At 43.2% G+C, this 21,686-nt stretch carries 17 protein-coding genes; 7 read left to right on the top strand and 10 right to left on the bottom strand.

Annotation, left to right across the window (positions count from 1 at the left end; translation table 11 throughout):
- From GGQ95_RS14590 to GGQ95_RS14600, 3 genes are all read right to left on the bottom strand, one after another.
- On the bottom strand, positions 1 to 4,016 hold a 4,016-nt coding region (locus GGQ95_RS14590), incomplete at its 3' end, for a DNRLRE domain-containing protein (protein WP_183187043.1).
- A gap of 426 nt (positions 4,017 to 4,442) precedes the next feature.
- Complete coding sequence (locus GGQ95_RS14595; protein WP_183187044.1) at positions 4,443 to 6,185, bottom strand: methyl-accepting chemotaxis protein; 1,743 nt, start codon at positions 6,183 to 6,185, stop codon at positions 4,443 to 4,445.
- Between the two features lie 276 nt (positions 6,186 to 6,461).
- Positions 6,462 to 8,360 carry a protoglobin domain-containing protein gene (locus tag GGQ95_RS14600; RefSeq protein ID WP_159719512.1) on the bottom strand — a complete coding sequence of 633 codons (1,899 nt, stop codon included), beginning with the start codon at positions 8,358 to 8,360 and terminating at the stop codon, positions 6,462 to 6,464.
- A gap of 244 nt (positions 8,361 to 8,604) precedes the next feature.
- Here GGQ95_RS14600 and GGQ95_RS14605 point away from each other — a divergent pair, with 244 nt between their 5' ends.
- The 5 genes from GGQ95_RS14605 to GGQ95_RS14625 all read left to right on the top strand — a co-directional run bounded on the left by GGQ95_RS14605 (position 8,605) and on the right by GGQ95_RS14625 (position 12,270).
- Positions 8,605 to 8,955 carry a lmo0954 family membrane protein gene (locus GGQ95_RS14605; protein ID WP_159719511.1) on the top strand — a complete coding sequence of 117 codons (351 nt, stop codon included), beginning with the start codon at positions 8,605 to 8,607 and terminating at the stop codon, positions 8,953 to 8,955.
- Positions 8,956 to 8,973: 18 nt separating this feature from the next.
- Positions 8,974 to 9,609 carry a PspA/IM30 family protein gene (locus GGQ95_RS14610; protein WP_044742114.1) on the top strand — a complete coding sequence of 212 codons (636 nt, stop codon included), beginning with the start codon at positions 8,974 to 8,976 and terminating at the stop codon, positions 9,607 to 9,609.
- Positions 9,610 to 9,861: 252 nt separating this feature from the next.
- A complete protein-coding gene (gene liaF / locus GGQ95_RS14615) occupies positions 9,862 to 10,596 on the top strand; it encodes a cell wall-active antibiotics response protein LiaF (protein WP_066150889.1) in 735 nt (244 codons plus the stop codon).
- Entirely contained in the window at positions 10,593 to 11,645 is a 1,053-nt protein-coding gene (locus GGQ95_RS14620) for a sensor histidine kinase (protein WP_156487519.1), read from the top strand. Before liaF ends, GGQ95_RS14620 begins: the two co-directional genes overlap by 4 nt.
- Entirely contained in the window at positions 11,638 to 12,270 is a 633-nt protein-coding gene (locus GGQ95_RS14625) for a response regulator (protein ID WP_044742112.1), read from the top strand. Before GGQ95_RS14620 ends, GGQ95_RS14625 begins: the two co-directional genes overlap by 8 nt.
- 164 nt (positions 12,271 to 12,434) lie before the next feature.
- Here the strand turns inward: GGQ95_RS14625 and GGQ95_RS14630 are convergent, their stop codons facing one another.
- The 3 genes from GGQ95_RS14630 to GGQ95_RS14640 form a co-directional block, all read right to left on the bottom strand.
- Positions 12,435 to 13,073 carry an SGNH/GDSL hydrolase family protein gene (locus tag GGQ95_RS14630; RefSeq protein WP_183187045.1) on the bottom strand — a complete coding sequence of 213 codons (639 nt, stop codon included), beginning with the start codon at positions 13,071 to 13,073 and terminating at the stop codon, positions 12,435 to 12,437.
- 112 nt (positions 13,074 to 13,185) lie between these two features.
- Positions 13,186 to 14,031 carry an aldo/keto reductase gene (locus GGQ95_RS14635; protein WP_183187046.1) on the bottom strand — a complete coding sequence of 282 codons (846 nt, stop codon included), beginning with the start codon at positions 14,029 to 14,031 and terminating at the stop codon, positions 13,186 to 13,188.
- Between the two features lie 47 nt (positions 14,032 to 14,078).
- Entirely contained in the window at positions 14,079 to 15,311 is a 1,233-nt protein-coding gene (locus GGQ95_RS14640; RefSeq protein WP_183187047.1) for an MFS transporter, read from the bottom strand.
- A 166-nt stretch (positions 15,312 to 15,477) separates the two neighbouring features.
- Here GGQ95_RS14640 and GGQ95_RS14645 point away from each other — a divergent pair, with 166 nt between their 5' ends.
- Positions 15,478 to 15,849, top strand: coding sequence for a winged helix-turn-helix transcriptional regulator (locus GGQ95_RS14645; RefSeq protein WP_183187048.1), 372 nt, complete (start codon positions 15,478 to 15,480; stop codon positions 15,847 to 15,849).
- Positions 15,850 to 15,911: 62 nt separating this feature from the next.
- Here the strand turns inward: GGQ95_RS14645 and GGQ95_RS14650 are convergent, their stop codons facing one another.
- The 3 genes from GGQ95_RS14650 to GGQ95_RS14660 are packed head-to-tail and all read right to left on the bottom strand — an operon-like array spanning position 15,912 to position 19,800.
- The gene (locus GGQ95_RS14650; protein WP_066150879.1) at positions 15,912 to 17,339 is read right to left on the bottom strand and encodes an NAD-dependent malic enzyme; all 1,428 of its coding nucleotides are present in this window, start codon (positions 17,337 to 17,339) and stop codon (positions 15,912 to 15,914) included.
- A gap of 27 nt (positions 17,340 to 17,366) precedes the next feature.
- Positions 17,367 to 18,785 carry an aspartate ammonia-lyase gene (aspA, locus tag GGQ95_RS14655; protein ID WP_183187049.1) on the bottom strand — a complete coding sequence of 473 codons (1,419 nt, stop codon included), beginning with the start codon at positions 18,783 to 18,785 and terminating at the stop codon, positions 17,367 to 17,369.
- 1 nt (position 18,786) lies between these two features.
- Complete coding sequence (locus tag GGQ95_RS14660) at positions 18,787 to 19,800, bottom strand: asparaginase (RefSeq protein WP_183187050.1); 1,014 nt, start codon at positions 19,798 to 19,800, stop codon at positions 18,787 to 18,789.
- Positions 19,801 to 20,020: 220 nt separating this feature from the next.
- Here GGQ95_RS14660 and GGQ95_RS14665 point away from each other — a divergent pair, with 220 nt between their 5' ends.
- Positions 20,021 to 20,386 (top strand): helix-turn-helix domain-containing protein, encoded by a 366-nt coding sequence (locus GGQ95_RS14665; protein WP_066150873.1) that lies wholly within the window; start codon positions 20,021 to 20,023, stop codon positions 20,384 to 20,386.
- A 335-nt stretch (positions 20,387 to 20,721) separates the two neighbouring features.
- Here GGQ95_RS14665 and GGQ95_RS14670 read toward each other — a convergent pair whose 3' ends face one another.
- Positions 20,722 to 21,657 (bottom strand): LCP family protein, encoded by a 936-nt coding sequence (locus tag GGQ95_RS14670; RefSeq protein WP_044742122.1) that lies wholly within the window; start codon positions 21,655 to 21,657, stop codon positions 20,722 to 20,724.
- Positions 21,658 to 21,686 lie beyond the last annotated feature (29 nt).

Genomic DNA, 21,686 nt, shown 5'->3' on the forward strand with positions numbered 1-21,686 from the left:
GTATCAGAACTTGCGACCAATGTAACGCTTTTGAGACGATCTAAATAATCGTATTGGTAGTTGGTCTTTTTTCCGCTTGGAAGAATCGATGCCGTCTGATTTCCGTTGGCATCATAATTGTATGATGTTGTACGGCCTAATTCATCTGTTTCCGTTTGGACCAAGCTGCCGTCGCTCGTATAGGTTTGGGACGCCGTTGCAGCACGTTCTTCCACCTTCATATTATCAAAATAAACCGTGCCTGTCTGATTTTCATACATAGCATAAACTTTCATTTGCGTAAAATCGACATCCGCGCGCACGGTCTTCTTTACAAATTGCCATTGGTTGCTGAGACGTTCGGATGAATCGAATGGAATATCCACAGCGGTGGAAGTGCCATCAAGCTTTACAAAACGAAGCCGCAATCCAAAAAACCCACCGGAAGCATTGGCCCCAGTTGTGTAGGCCCAACCAGAAATGGTGATCGGCGTTCCTTTTGTTCCTGAAACCTCTACATATTGCCCCACATATCGAGACGTATTCGCTGCACCATTGATTTTCAGAGAATAGCTGCCGCGCCGAACCCTTTCTGTCGTTCTTCCATCATTCGCTCCAAGGCTGTTTAGCTCCCATGTATCGGCTACAGCGCCTGTTCCCCATTCAAAGCCGGCGTTTTCATTGCTGTAATAATCATCAAGAATCGCGCCATATAAAAACTGTACGGCATCAAAATAGACGGTGCCAGCCCCTTTAAACAGCAAATCGACACGAACATACGCTGTATTTGCGGGGAGCTGAACGTAATCAGACAGACGCGTCCAATCATTCGTTCCCGTTAATGATGAAGAAAGAAACACAATGGATTGTCCTGAGCTATCCTTGATATTTTGCTGGCTGGCATCGAGCGGATAAATTCGGAATTGGGCGCCGGTTCCAGTTACACTTTGCGTTTTGACATATCCTGCGATCGTGTAATTTTTATCGCCTTCATCTGCTTGAACGGGGATGATCTGCGAATAGTAGCCGCCGCTTTCGCTGCCAGTCAGCGTGATTTTAGCCGAATACTTGCCAGCGGCATGATCGCTGCTTCGAGCGTACTGCCCAGCCGTATACCTTCTCCAATTTAATGGGTAACCGCTGGTGTCAACGTACTCAAAACTCGAGTTTGGCAAACGATTATGAGTGACTCGTGTCGGCGATGCCGTACTAAGCACATTTCCGAACCGATCATACGTATTGTAGTCAGTCAATACATAGTTATTAGTAGAAAAAATTAAATTGCTTTGCTCATCATACACATATTGACCATAAGAGCCATTGCTAAATTGCTCCTTGATCAGATTTGCTTTGTCATCATAATCATTTGTTACTTGCAAATTGTTTGGCGATGAAGCTTCTTTAAGATTTCCTTTCTCATCATATTGAGCCTGATGCGTTACGGAAGGATCTGGATCACCTGTATTTTTATTAGGCTCCATCACTTTTACTATTTGGTTTTTTTCCCATTCATAGATGGTCGTTGCCGGATCAGTTCCTTGATAGTCTTCGGTAATTTGTGTCACATTGACGGTCGCTTTATTTTGATCAGAATTATTTTTATAATACGTTTTATTGCCTCGCGCATCGGTAAAAATAGTTTCCGTAGCACTCGGGTACGATAGTTCTGAGTAAATAGTAGTAGAGCGAGGGTCAATAAGCTTCGTTACCCGATTGGATGAGTCGTATTGAATTTCGCCTCGGTTTCCGTTCGCGTCTGTAATGCCAATAAGCTGATGATTGGCATTGTAATCAAAAGCAATGGTTTTCTTTTCTGTTCGATTATAGCCGTAAATAATATTGGTTAAGCGATTGGTACCGTTAACTGTTTCATAGGTAAGCACCATCTGCGTACCACGAAAATCAACCACTTTTTCCAGCAATCCGTTAGCGTTATAGCTCAATGAAACTTCTCGTGTTGGCGGTTCGTTTTTATACTGTTCTTTTATTTTTATGACACGATTGGAACTTCCATCAAATTCATAAATAATCGCATTTCCTTTTTCATCCACAATTTTCGTGTTTCTTCCTGACTGATCAAAGTACAAGGTCGTTTCATCTGGACGCTTGATGTAATATCCATTGGCATCGCTTGTTAACTCTAAATACGTCCCTTCTGGTGCTGAATACGTATCAGACGTATCATGTTGCTGCTTCGCAAAGTGATAGCGAGTTCCTTTATCATCCCGATATTCAATAATAGATTTATCTGGATTAATATAAAGGCTTTGTTGGGCGCTAAACATCCAACCTTTTCCATAAGATCCGGAATAGTTAGAACGGCTGTTATACACTAAATTTAAATGAAATGCATCCGTCTTTCCCGGTAATGATAGAAGGTTAATCTCATATACCATATTTCCGTTGATCACATTCACAACGGCGGTTCCTTCTCCTTGGAATAAATCAGGTGTGTACGTCCAATAATCGGTGATCCCAAGCAGTTCTTTAGGACGAAAGCTGACCACAAGCTTCGGTTTACCAAATGGCGAACCATCCGGATTTACCCACTCTGTTGCACGGAAATATTTGGTTTTAGCAGTTCCTTCTTGACTATCCGCATACTTGACGAGTATCCCGTTATTGGATTGCGTGCCATCATACCAACTCTTCACTAAGTTTGATACATTAAAGTACACATATCCTGTACTTGTCGAACTTTGGGAGTCTTCAGCTGTCGCCAAGAAGCTTGGTTGGGAAGCCCAGGTGACCGTCGTCGTATTATAAGAGCTTGTCACTCGATGAAGATAAATCGGAACATTTGCATTTGAAGTGTATTGATAAAGACCAACGGAAGCTCCTGCGACCTCTCCATTTGGGATAACAGGAAGGGTCCATTTTAATAAAGAACGCGTCTTCCCTATTGTTTGGTCATATCCGACCAATAATTTATCAGTGTTATGATAGCCAGTGGAAGATCCGCTCGCAATGTACGTATCCTGCGCTTGGAACACGTCGATCCAAGGGTCAATGACGACGGGATATACGCGCTTCGGATCTTTTAAATACGCTTCATCTGCTGTGACAGTGAGAATAAATCCATCGTCGACAGGTGTCACCTCTTGGGTGACTTGTTCTGACACGTTTCCTTCTTTTGATGAATCGTACATGTATGGGCGCTGGATATAAAATAAAAATTCTCCTGTTTTGGCGTCTGTGAATTCGATGATACCAGACGCTTGCTTCTCAGCCTTTAGCCCTTGAGCTTTAATATGAAATGTAAAACGGTTATTGCCTTGATAGGAATCGAGAATAATATTTTCCTTAACCTTTGTTCCGTCTAAAGTATAATCAAAAGTCACTCCAGGATAGATCTGCTTATATTGGATGCGATCCTTTTGGAGTGTTCCCGCTACATCCTTGATTCCCCTGAATACTTTTGTTGCTGAAGCGTCATCATCCGATAGCTCTACCGCCACTTGATGGCCAGCGATTTCATACGTAAACAATCTTGCTCGGCGATTTTGTTTCGGTTTTTTAGAAAATTTCACCTTAAATTGATTCGCTTTGTTTTCGAATTCCTGCTGTGAGTTTTCAACCAGTGTGTTATCAATATCTACCCATTGGCCGTTTTTCTTAAAGTGAATCGGCTCTGCAAATACTTCTGCGGTATACGTTCCATCCGAATTTTCATAGACCTTCGCTGTTTCCGTCCGGAGAGCTGGGATTTCCTTTTCTTTCGGATAAGGATCATTGGCAGAGACGATATTTTGGTTATCATTCGAAAAGCTTGGAGACCCTGCTTCTGACGTTTCATTAGCAGCATCAGAAGCAGGGATGGAATCCCCCTGTTCGACGTTTGCGGAAGGAGACGACGAAGACCCTTCATTATTGGAAATTGGCGCTTCACCATTCTCTGGAGCTTCTGTCGGAGAAGCGTTCACTGCTGGAGGCGCATTCTCCTCCGCTTGAACAAAAGGAGCAAGCGTTGAAAACATCATTGTAAAAGCAAGCAAATAAGAAATAAATGAATACCACTTAGACTTCCTTTTCCTCATCTGTTGTCACCTCATTCGTTGCTAAACTGAAAAAAATAAAGAAAAAAATCAATGATCAAACAATCAGCTGAATCCCTCCTTTTTCATCTAAATTTGGGACAATATCATTTTAATCACTTGTACAGAAAAGGAGAATAGGGGAAATTAAATCTATTTTCGTTTATTTTAAGAAAATAGCCCTATATATGGATCTACATACTAAAGATCTCCACTACATTTTCTTGAAATATCGTATCAACTCAAAGACAATAAAAAACAAAACCCTGTTCTATCCCCATACAACGTACCGCGATTGGCTAGAGGCAGCTGTTCAACAAAACTAATAAAAGCCCCCAACCCAAGCTTTAGGCTTGAGTCGGGGGCTAATGGCCATTTTGTTGGGCGCAAGTGCGTGATTCCAAGGAAAGGGCGAGGGTTTCGCTAAATTTATCCTCGGAATTGGCGGATCTGTTCATGCAGCTCATCCGATACCCCATGAATGCGGCGCGCCATCTCGCTAAGTTGCTTAGCAAGCTGCCCTTGATGCTCGGCCGATTGGACCATGGTGCTGATCGAGCCGCTGACTTCCCTTGCGGCTGACAACGTGTGCTCTACGGCGGCGGCAATTTCTTCTGTTCCTGCCGACATCTGCTGAGCAATGGCGGATAATTCTTGAACTTCATCCGTGTTTTTCTGCACGTTTGTTACGATGTTGGCAAAAATCGAACGAATTTCCGCCACTTGGCCGCGGCCTGCGTTTGCTTCCTGTTCCCCTTGCTCCATCTGCTGAACGGCTTGTTCGGTGGTTATGCGGAAGCGGTCCATCATCTTTCCGATTGTATCAACGGAGCTTTTTGAATGCTCAGCCAGCTTTCGAACTTCATTGGCCACCACCGCAAATCCGCGGCCGCTTTCTCCAGCACGGGCCGCCTCAATGCTCGCATTCAACGCTAAAAGATTCGTTTGCTCGGAAATACCGCGAATCACATCAAGAATATGGCTGATTTCATCTGTTCCTTCCGATAATTGTTGAATGCAGTTCGCGGTTTCCTTGATTTTGGCATACATGCTTTCCATTTGCTGCATCGCTTGATCAACATGACGATCCCCTGTTTGAACATCGCGATTCATTTCTTCAGCCGATTCAGCAAGCAAAGAGGAAGAGTGAGCGACGCGCTGGATGCCAGTCGCCATTTCTTGAATCGCCGCATTGGATTCCCTCATACTTTCAAGCTGCTGCTGTGAATAAGAATGAACAATGCCGGCTGTTTTGACCATTTTTTCATTTTGCTCTTCCGTAAAAGCAGCATGCGATTGCAGTTCGCTGGACGCTTGCACCATCCAATCATTGCTATGCTTGATTTTGTCAATCAGAAGAGACATTTGGTCCACCATCGTTTTAAATGAGCGAATTAAAGCAAACAATTCATCGTTTCCTTTGTCCCTAAGCTGGAGGATCTTCTGGTGCGCTTCTCCCAGTTTTCCTGCTGCCATCTGCTCCGATGCAGCTGTTAATAGAGTGAGCGGCCGGAAGCGGCGGCGCAAATATAGGAAGATTCCTGCGCTAATCAGAATGGCCACCATAGCAGACCCGAGAAGAAACGGCCCGCGGATTTGTTCCTTCACCGCAGACATGGTTTGCTCCACATAGTTTGCAGGCAAATCAACACCAAGCGCTCCAATCATCTTGCCGTTATGCATAATCGGTGCAAATGCTGATAAATAATCCCCATACTGTTGATCATGGACGATATCCGTATAATCTGTTTTTCCATTTAACGCTCCATCAATGTCTTTTAACGTTGTGGAAGAAGTAGAATCGCCTATGGCCGATGCCACCTCGGAGCCTGGCGGTTGACCGTCAATCATGATGGAGAGTTTTTGTCCATCGACGCGCAACGTATATACGTACAATGCGCCGATTTTTTCCCGAATATCATTCAATTGCTCTCTTAACTGCCAATATGTATCATTCTCGGCTGGCTGCTGCAAAAATGACGCATATTTCTCTGTATCCAGCATGCTGGTAATATTTTTTGCTTGTTCAGCAGCATAGCTCCCTACTGTGCGTTTCGACGCCTGCTGGACAATATACGAAAATACGAAAGCATTCACTAATGTAAGTGCGACAAACGTGCCAGCCATCCATAATGAAAGTCGAGTCGCCAAGCTTCGTTTGATTTGCGGCATTGTGTCATCCCCTTTAAGCTAATCTATGATGAAAATCACCTTTATCATAACAAATGTCGAATATTGTTGAATAGTAGAGGAAGGCACAATAAATTTTTTCCATATGAAAGACGGAAAATATCGTATTGGTAAAGGACTTTGATGAAAAAACACGTCCACAAATGCGCCTTCCGCCGATCGTCCAACAGCTTCACCCTATGATGAAAATAAGGCAAACACCTGCGGCATAGCTTTGCTCAAAAAGCAATAAAGCGAACAACATGCATGCTGTTCGCTTTATTGCAAGCGTTCTCTCGCGATTAAAAATTCATTCCACATCGCCAAAAATAAATCGATCAGCTTCGGATCAAACTGCTTTCCGCGGCCATCCAATAAAATTTCCTTCACTTTTTCAGGCGGAAACGCATCCTTATAAATTCGTTTCGATAACAAAGCATCAAACACATCCACAATGGCCACAATTCGCCCTTCCAGCGGAATGTCTTCTTCCTTTAAACCGTTTGGGTATCCTTCGCCATTCCACCATTCATGATGCGTACGGGCGATGTTGGCCGCCATTTGAATCACCGGCAAGTCCAAATTGGCCAAAATCTGATGTCCAATTAAAACATGCGTTTTCATTGATTCCCATTCTTCCTTCGTCAACTTGCCGGGTTTATTTAAAATATAGTCGGGGATGCCCACCTTGCCAATATCATGAAATTTCGCAGCAATTTCGATCTGGGAAACAAATTGTTCATCGCAGCCAGCTAAACGAGCGAGCATGCCTGACAGCCTGCCAATCCGATGAACATGGTTCTTCGTATCGTCATCGCGATACTCCGCCAATTGCAGCAGCCGCTCCAGCGTGTCAAACATGACTTTCGATTCTTTTGTCACATCCTGAATCACCAAAAGCGCACGCGAAAGCTCAAAAATTTTGGTTTGCGGCAAAGAGCGGATTTTATAATAACTAGTCCCTTGGTCGTTGCGAAGTGTCACAAGCAGCGGCTCATCTGTCTGCTCCAGAATAGGGCAGCCTGAGCAAGGAACGGTTCGATTGTGCAGCAGCTCGTAGCATCTTCGGCCAATCGGATTTTCTTCATGAATTCCAAGCGTGCGCAAGAGGCGCCGCATTTTATCATCAATCCATGTCAGCCTTCCAAAATCAATCGTGCTAATCTCATAAGCATAAATATCAAGAAAATCAAAATCGCGCAAAAATAAATAGGGACGAATAATTTCACTCATAATCGCCAATGTAAACTTGGAAAATCGTTCAAAGGAATGAATATATTGGACAATATGCCGATCATGCAAATACTCCTTTGTCAGAAATACTTTTTTCAGCGCTTCGCATACCGATTCAGCCGCAATATGGAACAAGCTTTCCGGATATCCCCGTTCAATGATCAGGCGGCTCCAATCCCGAATAATTAGAAAATACGATTCAAGGTCTTCATACACCTTTTCTTGAAAAAATTGCAGCAAAAAATTGCGAATATACACTAAATACTTGTCTTTCGCGATAAAGCTGTAATAAGGCTCGCTCCCTAAGCGATAGGTAAAGGCATGATCAAACTGGTCGATAATGCTGTCAATGCAAAAAGAAATATAGCCGCTAAACTGCTCCAAATGCTTCAAGTCTGTTTTGGTAAACCCGTTCATTTGCCGTAGCCGCTCCAGCTCCCAGCGCAGCGGATGAGCAGCTTTGTCCACTTCCGAAGCCTTGTATGCTTCAAGCGTCAGCTGCATATCGAATGAAAAAATCGCCTGGATCGTCAGCAAAATGGTTGTCGCTTGTTCTGGAAGCACCTGTGAAATATATTTGTATAAAATATCAGCATAGCGAGTATATGTAGCTAAATACCAAGATAAACTAAGCCCGATTCGCGAATGGACTTGTCCGATCGTGTAGCGTTTCTGAATATAGCTATCATCAATGGTCGCCTCAAAGCATTCGCGCAAATATCGCCTTTGTGTTTCTTTTAATCTCTCAAACGTCGAATGCTGCTGAATCAGCTCGCGCAAAACTTCCACCTTTTTGATATCATCGTACAGCTCATTCACCACCGGTTCGACGAGATCAAACAGGATATTTCGATATTCATATACATATTGCAGCTTTTCCTCCGTCACTCCTGTATAGTATAACTGCTTCATTCTCTCTTTATCTGTCGTTCGTATTCTTTGCATGTTATAAAATCCCCCCGGATTCCAAAAAATCCCCCTATAGATGATTATAATACACTTTTCCTTTAAAAGGTTTTTAATTTATTCTGAATTTTTTCTGCATGCTCATAAATTTGCTTTCTTTCATTCAACAACAGCGACCGTATATCAAAATACATCTCAGGTCTTAGCCAAAAATATAACTCTAGAGCATGATGGAAAAAGAAAAAGAAAGCTAAGATAAAGACAAGAAAGGAGGAGATGAACCATGTTGAGAAAAATCGGGCTGCTGCTAGCTGGAGGAATTGCGGCCATTGTCCTGTTCGCCAACGTAGGACCGCTCGTCGGCTTCGCGCTCAGTCTTGTCATTCTTTATTACACGTTCAAACAATTTTTAAAAGCAAAATCGGCAGGTTCAAAGATTGGCTGGGCGCTGCTTGGCCTGATCGCCTTATCCATCAGTGTGGCGAATGCCCCAGCCATCGCTGCCATTGTCGCAGCATATGTTCTGTATGTTGTTTATAAAAACTGGACCAAGTCTTCGCATACACCGAAAGAAACAGAAGATCCATTTGCGAATTTTGAAAAACAATGGAATGAACTGCAAAAAAATTATTAATCAAGGGAGTGAAGAAATATGAGTTTATTTTCTCGCATAAAAAATGTGATTGCTGCTGATCTCCATGAGCTGCTTGATGAAAAAGAAAAGAAAAATCCGATTGCGATGTTAAATCAATATTTGCGCCAATGCGAACAAGAAACAGAAAAGGTTCGTCAGTTCATTGAACGTCAGTACTTATTAAAAGAAGAATTTTTGCGTGAGTACCATCATGCCAAGCAGTTGGCGGATAAGCGCCAAAAGCAAGCGGAAATCGCTTCTAAAGCCGGGGAAACAGAATTATTTGAATTTGCCGCTCAAGAGCATACACAATATGAAGAGCGAGCTGCGCAGTTAAAGCATTCCTATGAAAACGTGCAGCAACATTTAATGGAGCTTGAAAAAAAATATGAAGAAATGAAGCATAAACTAAAGGATATGCATATTAGAAGGATGGAATTAATGGGCCGGGAAAACCTCGCGCATGCCCACTATCGCATCAATCAAGTTCTAGATGCAAATCGCTATTCGAGCAAGTCCGTCCCCGTGTTTTCGGACATTGAATCATACTTAGAGCGCTTGGAGCAGCAAGTCCATTCATCCTATTACCGAAATACGATTGATGCGCGAATCGCACAATTGGAAAAACAGCTTGAAACGGAAAACAACCACTAATGGAATGGCAGCGGGACTCCTTGCAAAAAATAAAGGACAGTCCGGAAAAAAAGTGGTATGCTAAAGGGCGTAGGCAGCTGCGCCTTTTCGCTTTTTTCCATTGTTCCATTTACATCTTTACATGGAAGCGAAGGAGCATGCGGCCGCTTTTCTGCCTAGTACCGGCATAGACGAGCAATCTCTTTCCAGAAACAAAACCGTCTATTTGCGTATCCATTCTTTACTATTTCTTGAGATAAAGGTGGGGAGCCTATGCTTAACCATCGTAAAAAAACCGATTATATAAGCTGGACCATCTTAATTGGTGTGCTCCTTTTAGCCATTGAAATTTCTTTTTTTCATCAAGGGCTTATTTTTTCTCTTCTTGTATCAGGAGCATTTGTATATATAGGAAGAAAAAAGTGGCACAGCATGATTGGAAAAATTTTATTTTGGCTTGGTATCATCCAACTTGTTTTTAATGTGTTTACAATGATGACTGCTCGATTTTTTCTATTGGCCATTTTACTCTATGTTCTAATTCAGTTTTTCCAATCGAAACGCCAGCCGGCTTTGCTGCAGCCTAAAATACAGCCGGCCGATCGAACAGTCCAAACGGAAATTCTTGAGCGAAAGCCTTTATTGCAAAATTTGTTATTTGGCCGTCAAAAGACACCTGAGCAAGCATATGAATGGAACGATGTGAATATCCAAGTAGGACTAGGAGATACCGTGATTGATTTAAGCTATGCGGTGCTTCCAAAAGGCGAAGCAGTGATTTCCATACGCCATTGGATCGGAAATGTCCAAATTTTTGTGCCTTATGAACTCGAAATCAGCATCGTCCACTCCGCGGTTGTTGGTTCCACTCTCATTTTAGATAAGGAAAAGGAGCAAATATTTAACCAAACATTGGTCTGGCAAACAACAGCTTATGAGACAGCAGAGCAAAAGCTTAAAATCATCACCTCGATGATGGTCGGAAATTTAGAGGTGAAGCGGATATGAACATGATGCTGCGGCAGTTTGCACTTTTTATTTTAGTGGCGCTTGTTGTTTTGTTTCTTCTGCTTTTCTCTTGTTTCACGTTGTTTCCATTAGGAGACTGGTCCATATTATGGAAAACCAAAATCATGAATTTGCCATTTATCGTTTTTGCACCTACTGTTGTCATTTTGATCGGAGCTGCCTTCGGAATTGTTTCTAACCTATGGTGGCGACAGCAGCTGCAAACGATCGCCAACGCCCTTCAACAAATCGAACAAGGCTCATTGATGCAATTGGAAGTCAAGCAGCCAACGGAAGATTTTCAGGAAATTTGGGAACGCCTCCAAAAAATTCATCATCAATGGATCGAACAAACCAAACGCTCACAAAAAATGGCGACAGCAAAAGCTGAACAGCAAGAGCGGCTTATTCAAGATATTATTTCCCAAGAAAGAAATCGGCTTGCGCGCGAGCTGCACGATTCCGTCAGCCAGCAGCTCTTTGCCGCTTCGATGATGATGTCGGCGATTATGGAAGAAAAAGAGCGGTCCGATAACCATGAAACCAAGCAGCTGAAACTGATCGAGCAAATGATTCACCAATCGCAATTGGAAATGAGAGCGCTGCTGCTTCATTTGCGTCCTGTCCAACTTAAGGGCAAATCACTGCAAGAAGGAATGGAGGAGCTTTTGCTGGAATTATCGCAAAAAACGCCGATGCAGATCAAATGGAAAATAGAAGATGCACCTTTAGATAAAGGAGTAGAAGACCATTTATTTCGTATTTTGCAGGAATCTGTTTCCAATACGCTTCGCCACGCGAAAGCTTCGACTCTGGAGGTGCTGTTAATTCAGCGGGATCATTTTGCTATTTTGCGTGTGGTTGATGACGGAATTGGATTTGATGTCCATGCAAATCATTCTAAAAGCGGTTCATACGGCTTGCAAAACATGTATGAACGAGCGGCTGAAATCGGCGGAACGCTCAAAATTATCAGCTTAAAAAATAAAGGGACAAGACTTGAAGTAAAAGTACCGATAGTGGCACAGGAGGATCAACGCCATGATTAGAGTGTTATTGATTGACGACCATGAAATGGTGCGAATCGGAGTTTCTGCTTATTTATCATCTCAACCTGACATGACGGTAGTCGGCGAAGCAGAAAACGGAAAAAAAGGAGTGGAACTAGCGCTTCAGCTTCGCCCGGATGTCGTTTTAATGGACTTGGTGATGCAGCCAATGGATGGGATTGAAGCGACAAAAGAAATCATGTCCGCATGGCCGGAGGCAAAAATTATTATCGTCACTAGCTTTCTAGATGACGATAAGGTCTATCCGGCGCTAGAAGCGGGAGCGGCAAGCTATATGCTGAAAACCTCGAAAGCGAGCGAAATTGCCAATGCCATCCGCTCTACTTTCCACGGCCAGTCGGTATTGGAGCCGGAGGTAGCCGGAAAAATGATGAAGAAAATGCGGCAAAAAGAAACGCTGCTGCCTCACGAAGAGCTGACGAACCGCGAAATGGAGATCCTTTTATTGATCGCCCAAGGCAAGTCTAACCAAGAAATCGCCGAAGAGCTATTTATTTCATTGAAAACCGTCAAAGTCCACGTCAGCAGCATTCTCGCCAAACTGGGAGTACAAGATCGGACACAAGCGGTTATCTATGCTTTTAAACATTCACTCGTCAAATAAACGACATGGCACTTTACAGCCTTTAAACCAACTGAACAATCCGGCCTATCCGGCGCACTTTTTGCCACGATACGGGAAAATAGAATAAAAATGCTTACATTCGCTTGTTTTGCTGGGAATGTTAAAGCAAATGCCAATGTGAAGTGCGAAACACATTTCGTGTGCTATTTCTGTCGCCGATCGCGATCAAACGCCGTAAGCCATGTTCGCGCCATCAACATATTGCCAAGCGAATTCATATGAACTCCATCTGTCGTCAGCCGATAGCGAGATGATGGACGTGCTTGCAAATAAGCAAGAAATGCTTGATGAGTAGGCACAAGCGTTCCATGAAACGTATGCGCTACTTTACGCACAATGTTCACATAAGGCTTCAGCTTTCGATTGCCTTCTGAATGAATCGCCTCGCCAATAATCGTCGGTTCCATCAAGATCAGATGCGCATAGGTTTTGGCTTTCGTTTGCCAAGCTAACTCCATATAGATTTCCTCAAATTGCTTAGGATACACCTGTTCCTTCTCGGGATGATCGAGCTGGCGCCACACATCGTTGATACCGATGGAAATCGAAACAAAAGATGGTTGCAATGCAATGACATCTCTCTCCCAACGCGCCAATAGATCAGGAATGCGGTTGCCGCTCACTCCCCGATTGACAACGGCTAACGGCTGCTGCGGGTCATCTGTCAGCAAATAATCGTGAATCAGTCGGACATACCCGTAACCCATTTGCTCGGGATCTTTCCTTCTGCCCGCTTCTGTTATACTGTCGCCGATAAAAACAATGCTTCCTTTCTCGTTCATTGTTCTCGCCCCTCCTTGGCTCCTCCAAACATCATGACATATCTTCTCAATGGATCGATATCGATTGTATGAACCTCCCCCCGTTTAGAGGGGGAGCTTCTTGGTGAATGTGTTAAAAATCAAAGTTATCCGGATCTGGACCTACGCGGCGATTTTGATTTAAGCGATCGATTTGTTCCACCTCTTCTTTTGTCAGAGCAAAATCAAATATGGAGGCATTTTCCATCATCCGCTGCTCTTTAGTTGTTTTTGGAATGGTTACCACTCCTTTTTGCAAATCCCAGCGCAAAATAATTTGCGCAACCGTCTTATTATGATGCTTCGCGATCTCTTGTAAAACAGGATGATTAAGCAATTGTCCTTGCATTAATGGCGACCACGCTTCTAATTGAATACTGTGCTCTTCGCAAAAAGCCTGAAGCTTTTGTTGTGTTAGACGCGGATGGTACTCTACTTGGTTCACCATCGGCTTGATTTCTGCTTCCTTCATCAGCTCCTCAAGATGATGAATATGAAAATTGCTCACACCGATAGCCCGTACTTTTCCTGCCTTGTAAAGCGTCTCTAATGCTTTCCATGCTTCTTTATATTTTTCTGCTACAGGCCAATGAATCAAGTATAAATCTAGATACTCTAAACCTAATTTATTCAGGCTCGCTTCGTACGCTGCTAGCGTCGCGTCATATCCTAAATCCGTGTTCCACACTTTTGACGTCACAAATAATTCTTCACGTGAAGCTCCGGTCTCTTGCAATGCTTCGCGAATCCCCTGGCCTACTCCTTGTTCATTTTCATAAATCGCCGCGGTATCAATACTGCGATAGCCGTGGCGAATGGCTGCTTTAACAGCCTGAACAAGCTCCGGCCCATCTTCCACCTTAAATACTCCAAGCCCAAGCCACGGCATTTTGACCCCATTCGCTAAAATCGTTGTGTCGGCTAAATGTTTGGCCGTCATTCAACTCATCTCCTTTATTTCTTTTGATTGGTCTTGTATTACACTACTTATCGCATAAGGCATTCGCGATGATCCATCATCTCGTTTTTCGCTCTGTGCATCTTTTGATCTTTCTTCTCAAGTGCCAAGCTCCAGCTTGTTAAAAGGACGGCTCCTAGCACCATCAATCCACCGACCCAAGCGGTATGAATCAGCCCCATTGATTCGGTGACAATGCCGCCTAGGTAGGAACCAATCGCAATTCCCGCGTTAAATGCGGCAATGTTAATCGCTGAAGCAACATCGACTGCGCTCGGCACAAAACGCTCGGCAAGCATCACTACATATACTTGCAATCCTGACACGCTCATAAAACCAAGCAGTCCCATTAAGATGATCGTCATAAGCCCAGCCACCTTAAATGGAGCTGTAAAGGTTAAAATAAAAAGCACAATAGCTTGCACAATGAACATATAAAATAAAGCGCTAATCGGATTTTGATTAGATAGCTTTCCTCCCGCTACATTACCGATCGCAATCGCTACCCCATAAACAAGCAAAATCACCGTAACCGTTTTTTCACTAAATCCCGTGACGTTCTGCAAAAGCGGAGATAAGTACGTAAAAGCAACAAAAGTGCCTCCGTATCCTAAAGCTGTAATAATGAACAGCAGCAACAAACGTCCATTAGTGATTAACCGAAACTGATCACGAAACGTAGTGCGGGCACCTTTTCGCAAATTCGCTGGAACGAGAATGCTGTTGGCAATGAACGCAATAACCCCTACAGCAGCAATAAAAAGAAAGGCAAACCTCCAGCCAAATTGCTGTCCAATAAATGTACCGAACGGCACTCCAGTGATCGTAGCGACCGTCAGACCGGAAAACATAATGGAAATCGCGCTAGCCCGTCGGTGTTCCGCTACTAAACTTGCGGCGATGGTTGACCCGATCGACATAAATACACCGTGTGAAAACGCAGAAAGCACACGAGCTACAAGTAAAACCGTTATACTATCGGCACGAGCTGCAATGCTGTTACCGATGATAAAGACAACCATAATCGAAAGCAACAAAGCTTTGCGTGACATACTGGACGTTAAAGATGTAAGAATAGGAGCGCCGAAAGTAACCCCTAAAGCATACAAGGAAACCGTCAGCCCGGCGACTGAAACGGAAACGTGCAAGTCGCGCGAAATGAGCGGCAGTAACCCTACACTGATAAATTCTGTCGTCCCGATCGCAAAGGCACTTACAGCTAATGCGATCAATGCTAATGTATTTCGTTTACTTTCGTTCATCGCCTTTCCTCCCCATTGCTTGGTTGTAAAAAATATAGCAAAAGCCAGCTGGCAAATGTTATTATGGAGCATATAAGCTATAAAAAAAAGTACGTACTTTAAAGTACTATAGATACTTTAAAGTGCTATAGATACTTTTTAGTAACTATTGAAGAGGAGGAAAAACATGCAAAAAAAGAAATATAATATTCCCGTCGAAGCGACACTAGAAGTAATAGGTGGAAAATGGAAATGTGTTATTCTTTGCCACCTGACACACGGCAAAAAACGCACCTGTGAATTGAAACGTTCGATGCCAGGAATCACGCAAAAAATGCTAACGCAGCAATTGAGAGAGTTAGAAGAAGATGGGATTATCAATCGCATTGTTTATAATCAAGTCCCCCCGAAAGTGGAATACGAACTAAGTGAATACGGGTGGAGCTTAAAAGAAATTTTAGATTCTTTATGCGGATGGGGAGAAAAGCATATTGTCAAAGTATACGGAGATAAATTTTCCGTTTTAGAAGAAAGTGTTTTAAATGAAAAATTAAAATAACGTTGTTAATTTGGGAAACTAAAAACGTCGAAGCCCCAGTAAACGGGACTTCGACGTTGTTTTTATTCAGCCTTAAACATGATATCCTCTTTGCGGGCCACTCCTGTACGATAAGCAGCTTTAATAACCGCCTCTCTCACTTTCTCAGCCACTTTGCTGTTAAATACACTTGGAATGATATACGTTTCATTTAGCTCTTCTTCTGTCACAACAGAGGCAATGGCTTCAGCTGCCGCCAGCTTCATCTCTTCGTTAATTTCAATCGCTCGGCAATCAAGAGCGCCTCGGAAAATCCCCGGGAAGCAAAGCACGTTGTTGATTTGATTCGGATAATCGGATCTGCCTGTAGCCATAACCCGTACATACGGCTCTGCCAGCTCCGGATCAATTTCCGGAATAGGATTAGCCATCGCAAACACAATCGGATCTTGCGCCATTTTTTGCACATCTTCGATTTGTAAAATTCCCGGAGCAGATACCCCGATAAACACATCCGCCCCCTCAATCACATCTGAAAGCGTGCCGCTGACATTTTCCGGATTCGTTAGCTGTGCATATTCATTCCAATAAGGGTTGTCATATTCCACCCCGCGGTGAATAGCACCATGACGATCAACACCGATAATATTTTTGACGCCGGCCGCTAGTAAAATTTTCGTGCAGGCGATGCCGGCCGCGCCAATTCCGGTTAAGACCACTTTAATATTTTGCAGCTTTTTATCTACAATTTTCAGCGCATTTAAAAGACCGGCAAGCAATACGACGGCCGTTCCATGCTGGTCATCATGGAATACTGGAATATCCAGCTCTTGCTTTAATCGTTCTTCAATTTCAAAGCAACGAGGAGCAGAAATATCTTCAAGATTAATGCCGCCAAATGCCGGGGCAATGGCTTTAACAATTTGAATAATCTCCTCGGTATCTTTTGTATCTAAGCAAATCGGAAAAGCATCGACATCAGCTAACTGCTTAAACAGCATCGCTTTTCCTTCCATGACAGGCATCGCTGCATACGGTCCGATATCCCCTAGCCCCAACACAGCTGTCCCATCAGAGACAACCGCCACTGTATTGCGTTTAATGGTTAGCGAATAGGCTTTGCTTGGATCATCGGCAATCGCACTGCACACGCGAGCCACTCCTGGCGTATAAACACGCGATAGATCATCGCGAGTTTTAATCGGAATTTTGGATTTCGTTTCAATTTTCCCGCCAATATGCATCAGGAACGTGCGATCCGATACATTGATGAGTTTGACTCCATGCGTTTTTCTCAATGTGTCTGTCACTAAGTCGGCGTGCTTAGTATCAAACACACTGACCGTAATATCGCGCACCGTATGCGTTTTCGTCGAGGAAATGACATCGATTCCAACAATGTCTCCACCCGCTTGTCCTATTGCCGTCGCAATGTCACCAAAAGAGACCAAATTTTTTGCAAACTGAATACGGATTGTAATATGCATGCTTGCACCACTTGGTATTGCCATATGTATCTGCCTTTCTGTTTTTATTTTTTAATCATTTTTTTGCCCTGCAATTCCAGGACGAGTCATCGCATAAGGATCCAGTATTTCGTTTAACTGCTGTTCTGTTAATAAATGATAGGATAAGCATAGCTCACGGACAGATTTGCCTGTAAGATAAGCTTCACGCGCAATGTGCGAGGCTGTTTCATACCCAACATAAGGGTTTATAGCCGTAATGATTCCCACACTTTTTTCTACTTTCGTTTTTAAATTCGCTTCATTTGCTTCAATTCCTGCTAAACAATAGTCAGTAAATACACGAAATGTATTATCCATAATATGAATGGATTGCAGCAAATTAAAAACGAGTACGGGCTCCATCACATTTAATTCTAGCTGTCCCGCTTCAGATGCCAAGCAAATGGTGTGATCGTTCCCAATCACTTGAAAAGCTACTTGATTGATCACTTCTGCCATGACCGGATTGACTTTGCCAGGCATGATGGAGGAACCAGGCTGGCGGGCCGGCAATGTAATTTCATTAAAGCCCGTTCTTGGACCAGATGCCATGAGACGCAGATCATTCGCAATTTTTGACATATTAATCATGCACACTTTTAGCGCCGATGACACCTCGGTATAAGCATCTGTATTTTGCGTTCCGTCAACGAGATGCTCAACACGTACTAGCGGAAGCTCGCTAATCATTGCTAAATGCCTAATCACGCGATCAATGTAACGCGGATTAGCATTTAATCCGGTTCCTACTGCCGTTGCCCCCATATTGATTTCATATAAATGCTGACGCGATTGCTGTATTCTTTTTATATCCCGCTCCAACACACGGCTATAGGCTTCAAATTCTTGGCCAAGGCGAATGGGAACAGCGTCTTGCAAATGCGTCCGCCCCATTTTAATCACACGATCAAACTGCCGCGCCTTCTCAACAAATACAGCGTGCATGTTCTCCATCGTCGTCAGCAGCTTTTCCAGCATCTTTAACACGGCAATATGAATGGCGGTCGGAAAAGCATCGTTCGTCGACTGGGACATATTGACATGATTATTCGGGCTGATGACTTGATAGTTTCCTTTCCGTTCACCGAGCAATTCAAGCGCCCGATTGGCGATGACTTCATTCGCGTTCATATTAATCGATGTTCCGGCCCCGCCTTGAATCGGATCCACGATAAATTGGTCATGCCACTTTCCATCGATAATTTCTTGCGCGGCTGCGGCAATCGCTTGGCCTATCCGTGGACTGAGCTGTCCGATTTCCATATTCGCTTGTGCCGCCGCCATTTTCACGATCGCTATTGCTTCAATTAAGGACGGATGAATTCGATATCCGGTAATCGGAAAATTTTCTACCGCGCGCATCGTTTGAATGCCATAGTATGCATGCTCTGGAATTTCCTTTTCCCCAAGAAAGTCTTTTTCCATTCGCACTGCTTTTGTTTTAATCATTTTATAAATCCCAGCTTTCATCAAATTTTGGCGTAATATCTCCCGCAATCGGGGTTTCCATTATTTTTTTGATTTCAAGCAGATGATTGGTTTTCCCTAATACCCACATTAGCTTTGGCACAATAGCCTCTGTATTCATATCTCCAGATAGAATGACGGTGTTTTGCGCCACTTTGCGTCCCACCTCATACAACGTCAAATCTTCTCCCTCTTCTAAACATTGCGTGGTAATGACAACGGCCATGCCGTCATCAATGAGCTCCTTAATTTTGGGAAGCAAGTTCCTTTCCTGAAACGGCACCCCACCATTTCCAAAGCTTTCGATAATCACTCCTCGATACAGCGGTTTAATATAATCAAAGATTTCTGGCTTCGTACCAGGATGTAGCTTTAAGAGAAACACATCCGGACAAAGCGACGGCTCAAATATTAGTTCTCCAACTGCTTCCGAGCGAAGCTCATATTGATAATCGACTTGATCATGATGGATATAAGCGATATATGGATGATTAATACTTTCAAAAGCATCGTAGCTTTTTGTTCGCATTTTGACCGCTCTTGTGCCAAGAATCACTCTTCCATCAAACACGATAAATACGCCGCCAACTTCTTCACAAGCAAACCGAACGGCATCGGATAAATTTTTTTTCGCATCCGTTCGCTCAAAGCTAATCGGAACTTGGGAACCAGTAAGAACAACAGGTTTGTTCAAATTTTGCAGCATATAAGATAAAGCCGAAGCTGTATAAGCCATCGTATCTGTTCCATGCGTAATAACAAACCCGTCATAGCGATGATAGTTTTCATAAATGGCTTCGGCGATTTTTACCCAATACTCTGGCTGCATATTTGTGCTGTCGATGTTCATCAGTATTTGGCTGTCCAAGCGATAATTAGGGCTATGTTTTGGCACATACCCTGTAAGTTCTTCAGCTGTTAATGCCGGTGAGAGTCCTTCTTCTCCTTTTACGGAGGCAATTGTGCCGCCTGTCGCGATTAAAAGAATCTTTTTCATCATTGACACCTCTATGAAAAGCGATAATCGAACGAAAAGGTGATTTTCTATTGAATAACCTGTTGTGTTTTATAGGTCATTTAGTGTACATTATAATTAAGTTGTTCGCGAATCGCGAATATACGATTCCATTATATTCATTTCCTATGAAAATAACAAGAGTTTTTATTCGTTTCGCGAACTTTTTATAGTGGGAGAAAAAGAGGGAGGGAGCAGGACGATGATATCAAAACGGCTATCAGAATTAAGAAAAAAGAAAAAATGGCCTTTGCAATATATTGCCGATCAATTAAATATCGCTAAAAGTACCTATGCTGGCTATGAATCCGGCTACCGCCAGCCTTCATTAGAAGCAGTTAAAGAATTGGCTCAATTATTTGAAACGTCTACCGACTATTTGCTTGGAGCCGCGGATAGCCCTGAAAAGCCCGATTTCCATACCATCGAGTTAACGGAAACAGCGATGTTGGCCCATATTTGCTTTACCATTGATGGAAAGCCTTTAACAGCGGATGACCTTAACCAAATGATTGCCTTTATTCGTGTCAAAAGAGAAATGGACAGCACTCAAACCCATCATCAATGAACCTTCCCACCTACACTCCGTTACGAGGTGGGAGACTTCTCGATGGATGATGTTAAATACGGAATGTTTCCGACTGATCTGCGCCAGAAAAATCCCGGTAAATTGAACAAAAAGGCAAGTCCATCTCCATAGACTTGCCTCTGATCGCCGATGTTCCAGAAATTATTTGTACAATCTATTTTGAAAATGCTTTGCTCCCCCTATGCGTTTTTCGTCATGGAAGTCTATATCAAACTAGCGGCCAAACATGTTCTGCGCTTTATTTATAATTTTTGCTGGCAAACGGGTGCCTTATTCCGTCTTTAGCAGCTTATGAACCATACAATCGAGCATGCTTACTTTAGGAATTCCTTTAACGCTTGCCTATTTTTCGCAAGATCCATTTCTAGCACGGCCCCTGCTTGAGGATAGGTGGCATCTCGAAATGATCCATCAATAGGAATTCGAAAGAAGCTAATATCCTTCTGGTCGCTTCCGGGAAATGTAGCTAATAGGGGCAGTACTTCTTTATACCCTACGTTCGTTAATATATATGGCCGGATGGTACCGACTACACTCGGCAGCTTCGCGATCCCCCGCACACTGATAAATTCGTCCATCACACGCTTCACTACCTCTTGCTGTCTCCGCACTCTGCCAAAGTCGCTTTCAGCATCTTTTCTGAATCTCACATACCCAAGCAATTCGTTTCCATGAAGTCTTTGAACACCTGGATGCAGCGTGACACCTATTCCTTTCGACATCTCTTTTTCAACATTGATTTCAATTCCTTCAGGAAAAGCTACATCAATTGCTTTAGTGAATCCTTTAAAATCTACTAAAGCAAAATAGGCAATATCTACATCAAAATTTTCTTTAATCGTCTTCCGTAATAATTCAGGACCTCCATAAGCATAGGCGGCATTGATTTTATTTTTCCCATACCCCGGTATATCCACATAGGAATCCCGCATAATGGAGGCGATTTTCGCTTGCTTGGTCTTTCGATTATACTGAGCAATCATAATCGTATCCGCTCGCGCTTTCTCGTTTCCTCTCGCATCAACGCCAAGCAGTAAAACGTTCATACGCTCCTTATCCTTTACGCCTTGAAATTCTACCTTTTCATGCGGCAAAAAAGAGTCATTTTGCGAGTTTTTCAAGCCTTTACGGTATTCGACGACCGCATATAACAATGCCGTCAAAATGAGCACGATCAAAATAAGCAGGATCACGAACCACTTTTTTCTTTTTCGTTTTTTTATTTTTCGATCCCTTCTGCTACTTTCCATCATGGAACACGACCTCACTATGTAAGTTT

Origin of the sequence: Anoxybacteroides rupiense (assembly GCF_014196195.1) — a bacterium.
GTDB classification, from domain to species: Bacteria; Bacillota; Bacilli; order Bacillales; family Anoxybacillaceae; genus Anoxybacteroides; species Anoxybacteroides rupiense.

Bases quoted from the DNA above. Each gene is read 5' to 3' on its own strand.
- GGQ95_RS14595 (WP_183187044.1), bottom strand. From the start codon at position 6,185: ATGCCGCAAATCAAACGAAGCTTGGCGACTCGACTTTCATTATGGATG.
- GGQ95_RS14600 (WP_159719512.1), bottom strand. From the start codon at position 8,360: ATGCAAAGAATACGAACGACAGATAAAGAGAGAATGAAGCAGTTATAC.
- GGQ95_RS14605 (WP_159719511.1), top strand. From the start codon at position 8,605: ATGTTGAGAAAAATCGGGCTGCTGCTAGCTGGAGGAATTGCGGCCATT.
- GGQ95_RS14610 (WP_044742114.1), top strand. From the start codon at position 8,974: ATGAGTTTATTTTCTCGCATAAAAAATGTGATTGCTGCTGATCTCCAT.
- liaF (WP_066150889.1), top strand. From the start codon at position 9,862: ATGCTTAACCATCGTAAAAAAACCGATTATATAAGCTGGACCATCTTA.
- GGQ95_RS14620 (WP_156487519.1), top strand. From the start codon at position 10,593: ATGAACATGATGCTGCGGCAGTTTGCACTTTTTATTTTAGTGGCGCTT.
- GGQ95_RS14625 (WP_044742112.1), top strand. From the start codon at position 11,638: ATGATTAGAGTGTTATTGATTGACGACCATGAAATGGTGCGAATCGGA.
- GGQ95_RS14630 (WP_183187045.1), bottom strand. From the start codon at position 13,073: ATGAACGAGAAAGGAAGCATTGTTTTTATCGGCGACAGTATAACAGAA.
- GGQ95_RS14635 (WP_183187046.1), bottom strand. From the start codon at position 14,031: ATGACGGCCAAACATTTAGCCGACACAACGATTTTAGCGAATGGGGTC.
- GGQ95_RS14640 (WP_183187047.1), bottom strand. From the start codon at position 15,311: ATGAACGAAAGTAAACGAAATACATTAGCATTGATCGCATTAGCTGTA.
- GGQ95_RS14645 (WP_183187048.1), top strand. From the start codon at position 15,478: ATGCAAAAAAAGAAATATAATATTCCCGTCGAAGCGACACTAGAAGTA.
- GGQ95_RS14650 (WP_066150879.1), bottom strand. From the start codon at position 17,339: ATGGCAATACCAAGTGGTGCAAGCATGCATATTACAATCCGTATTCAG.
- aspA (WP_183187049.1), bottom strand. From the start codon at position 18,785: ATGATTAAAACAAAAGCAGTGCGAATGGAAAAAGACTTTCTTGGGGAA.
- GGQ95_RS14660 (WP_183187050.1), bottom strand. From the start codon at position 19,800: ATGAAAAAGATTCTTTTAATCGCGACAGGCGGCACAATTGCCTCCGTA.
- GGQ95_RS14665 (WP_066150873.1), top strand. From the start codon at position 20,021: ATGATATCAAAACGGCTATCAGAATTAAGAAAAAAGAAAAAATGGCCT.
- GGQ95_RS14670 (WP_044742122.1), bottom strand. From the start codon at position 21,657: ATGGAAAGTAGCAGAAGGGATCGAAAAATAAAAAAACGAAAAAGAAAA.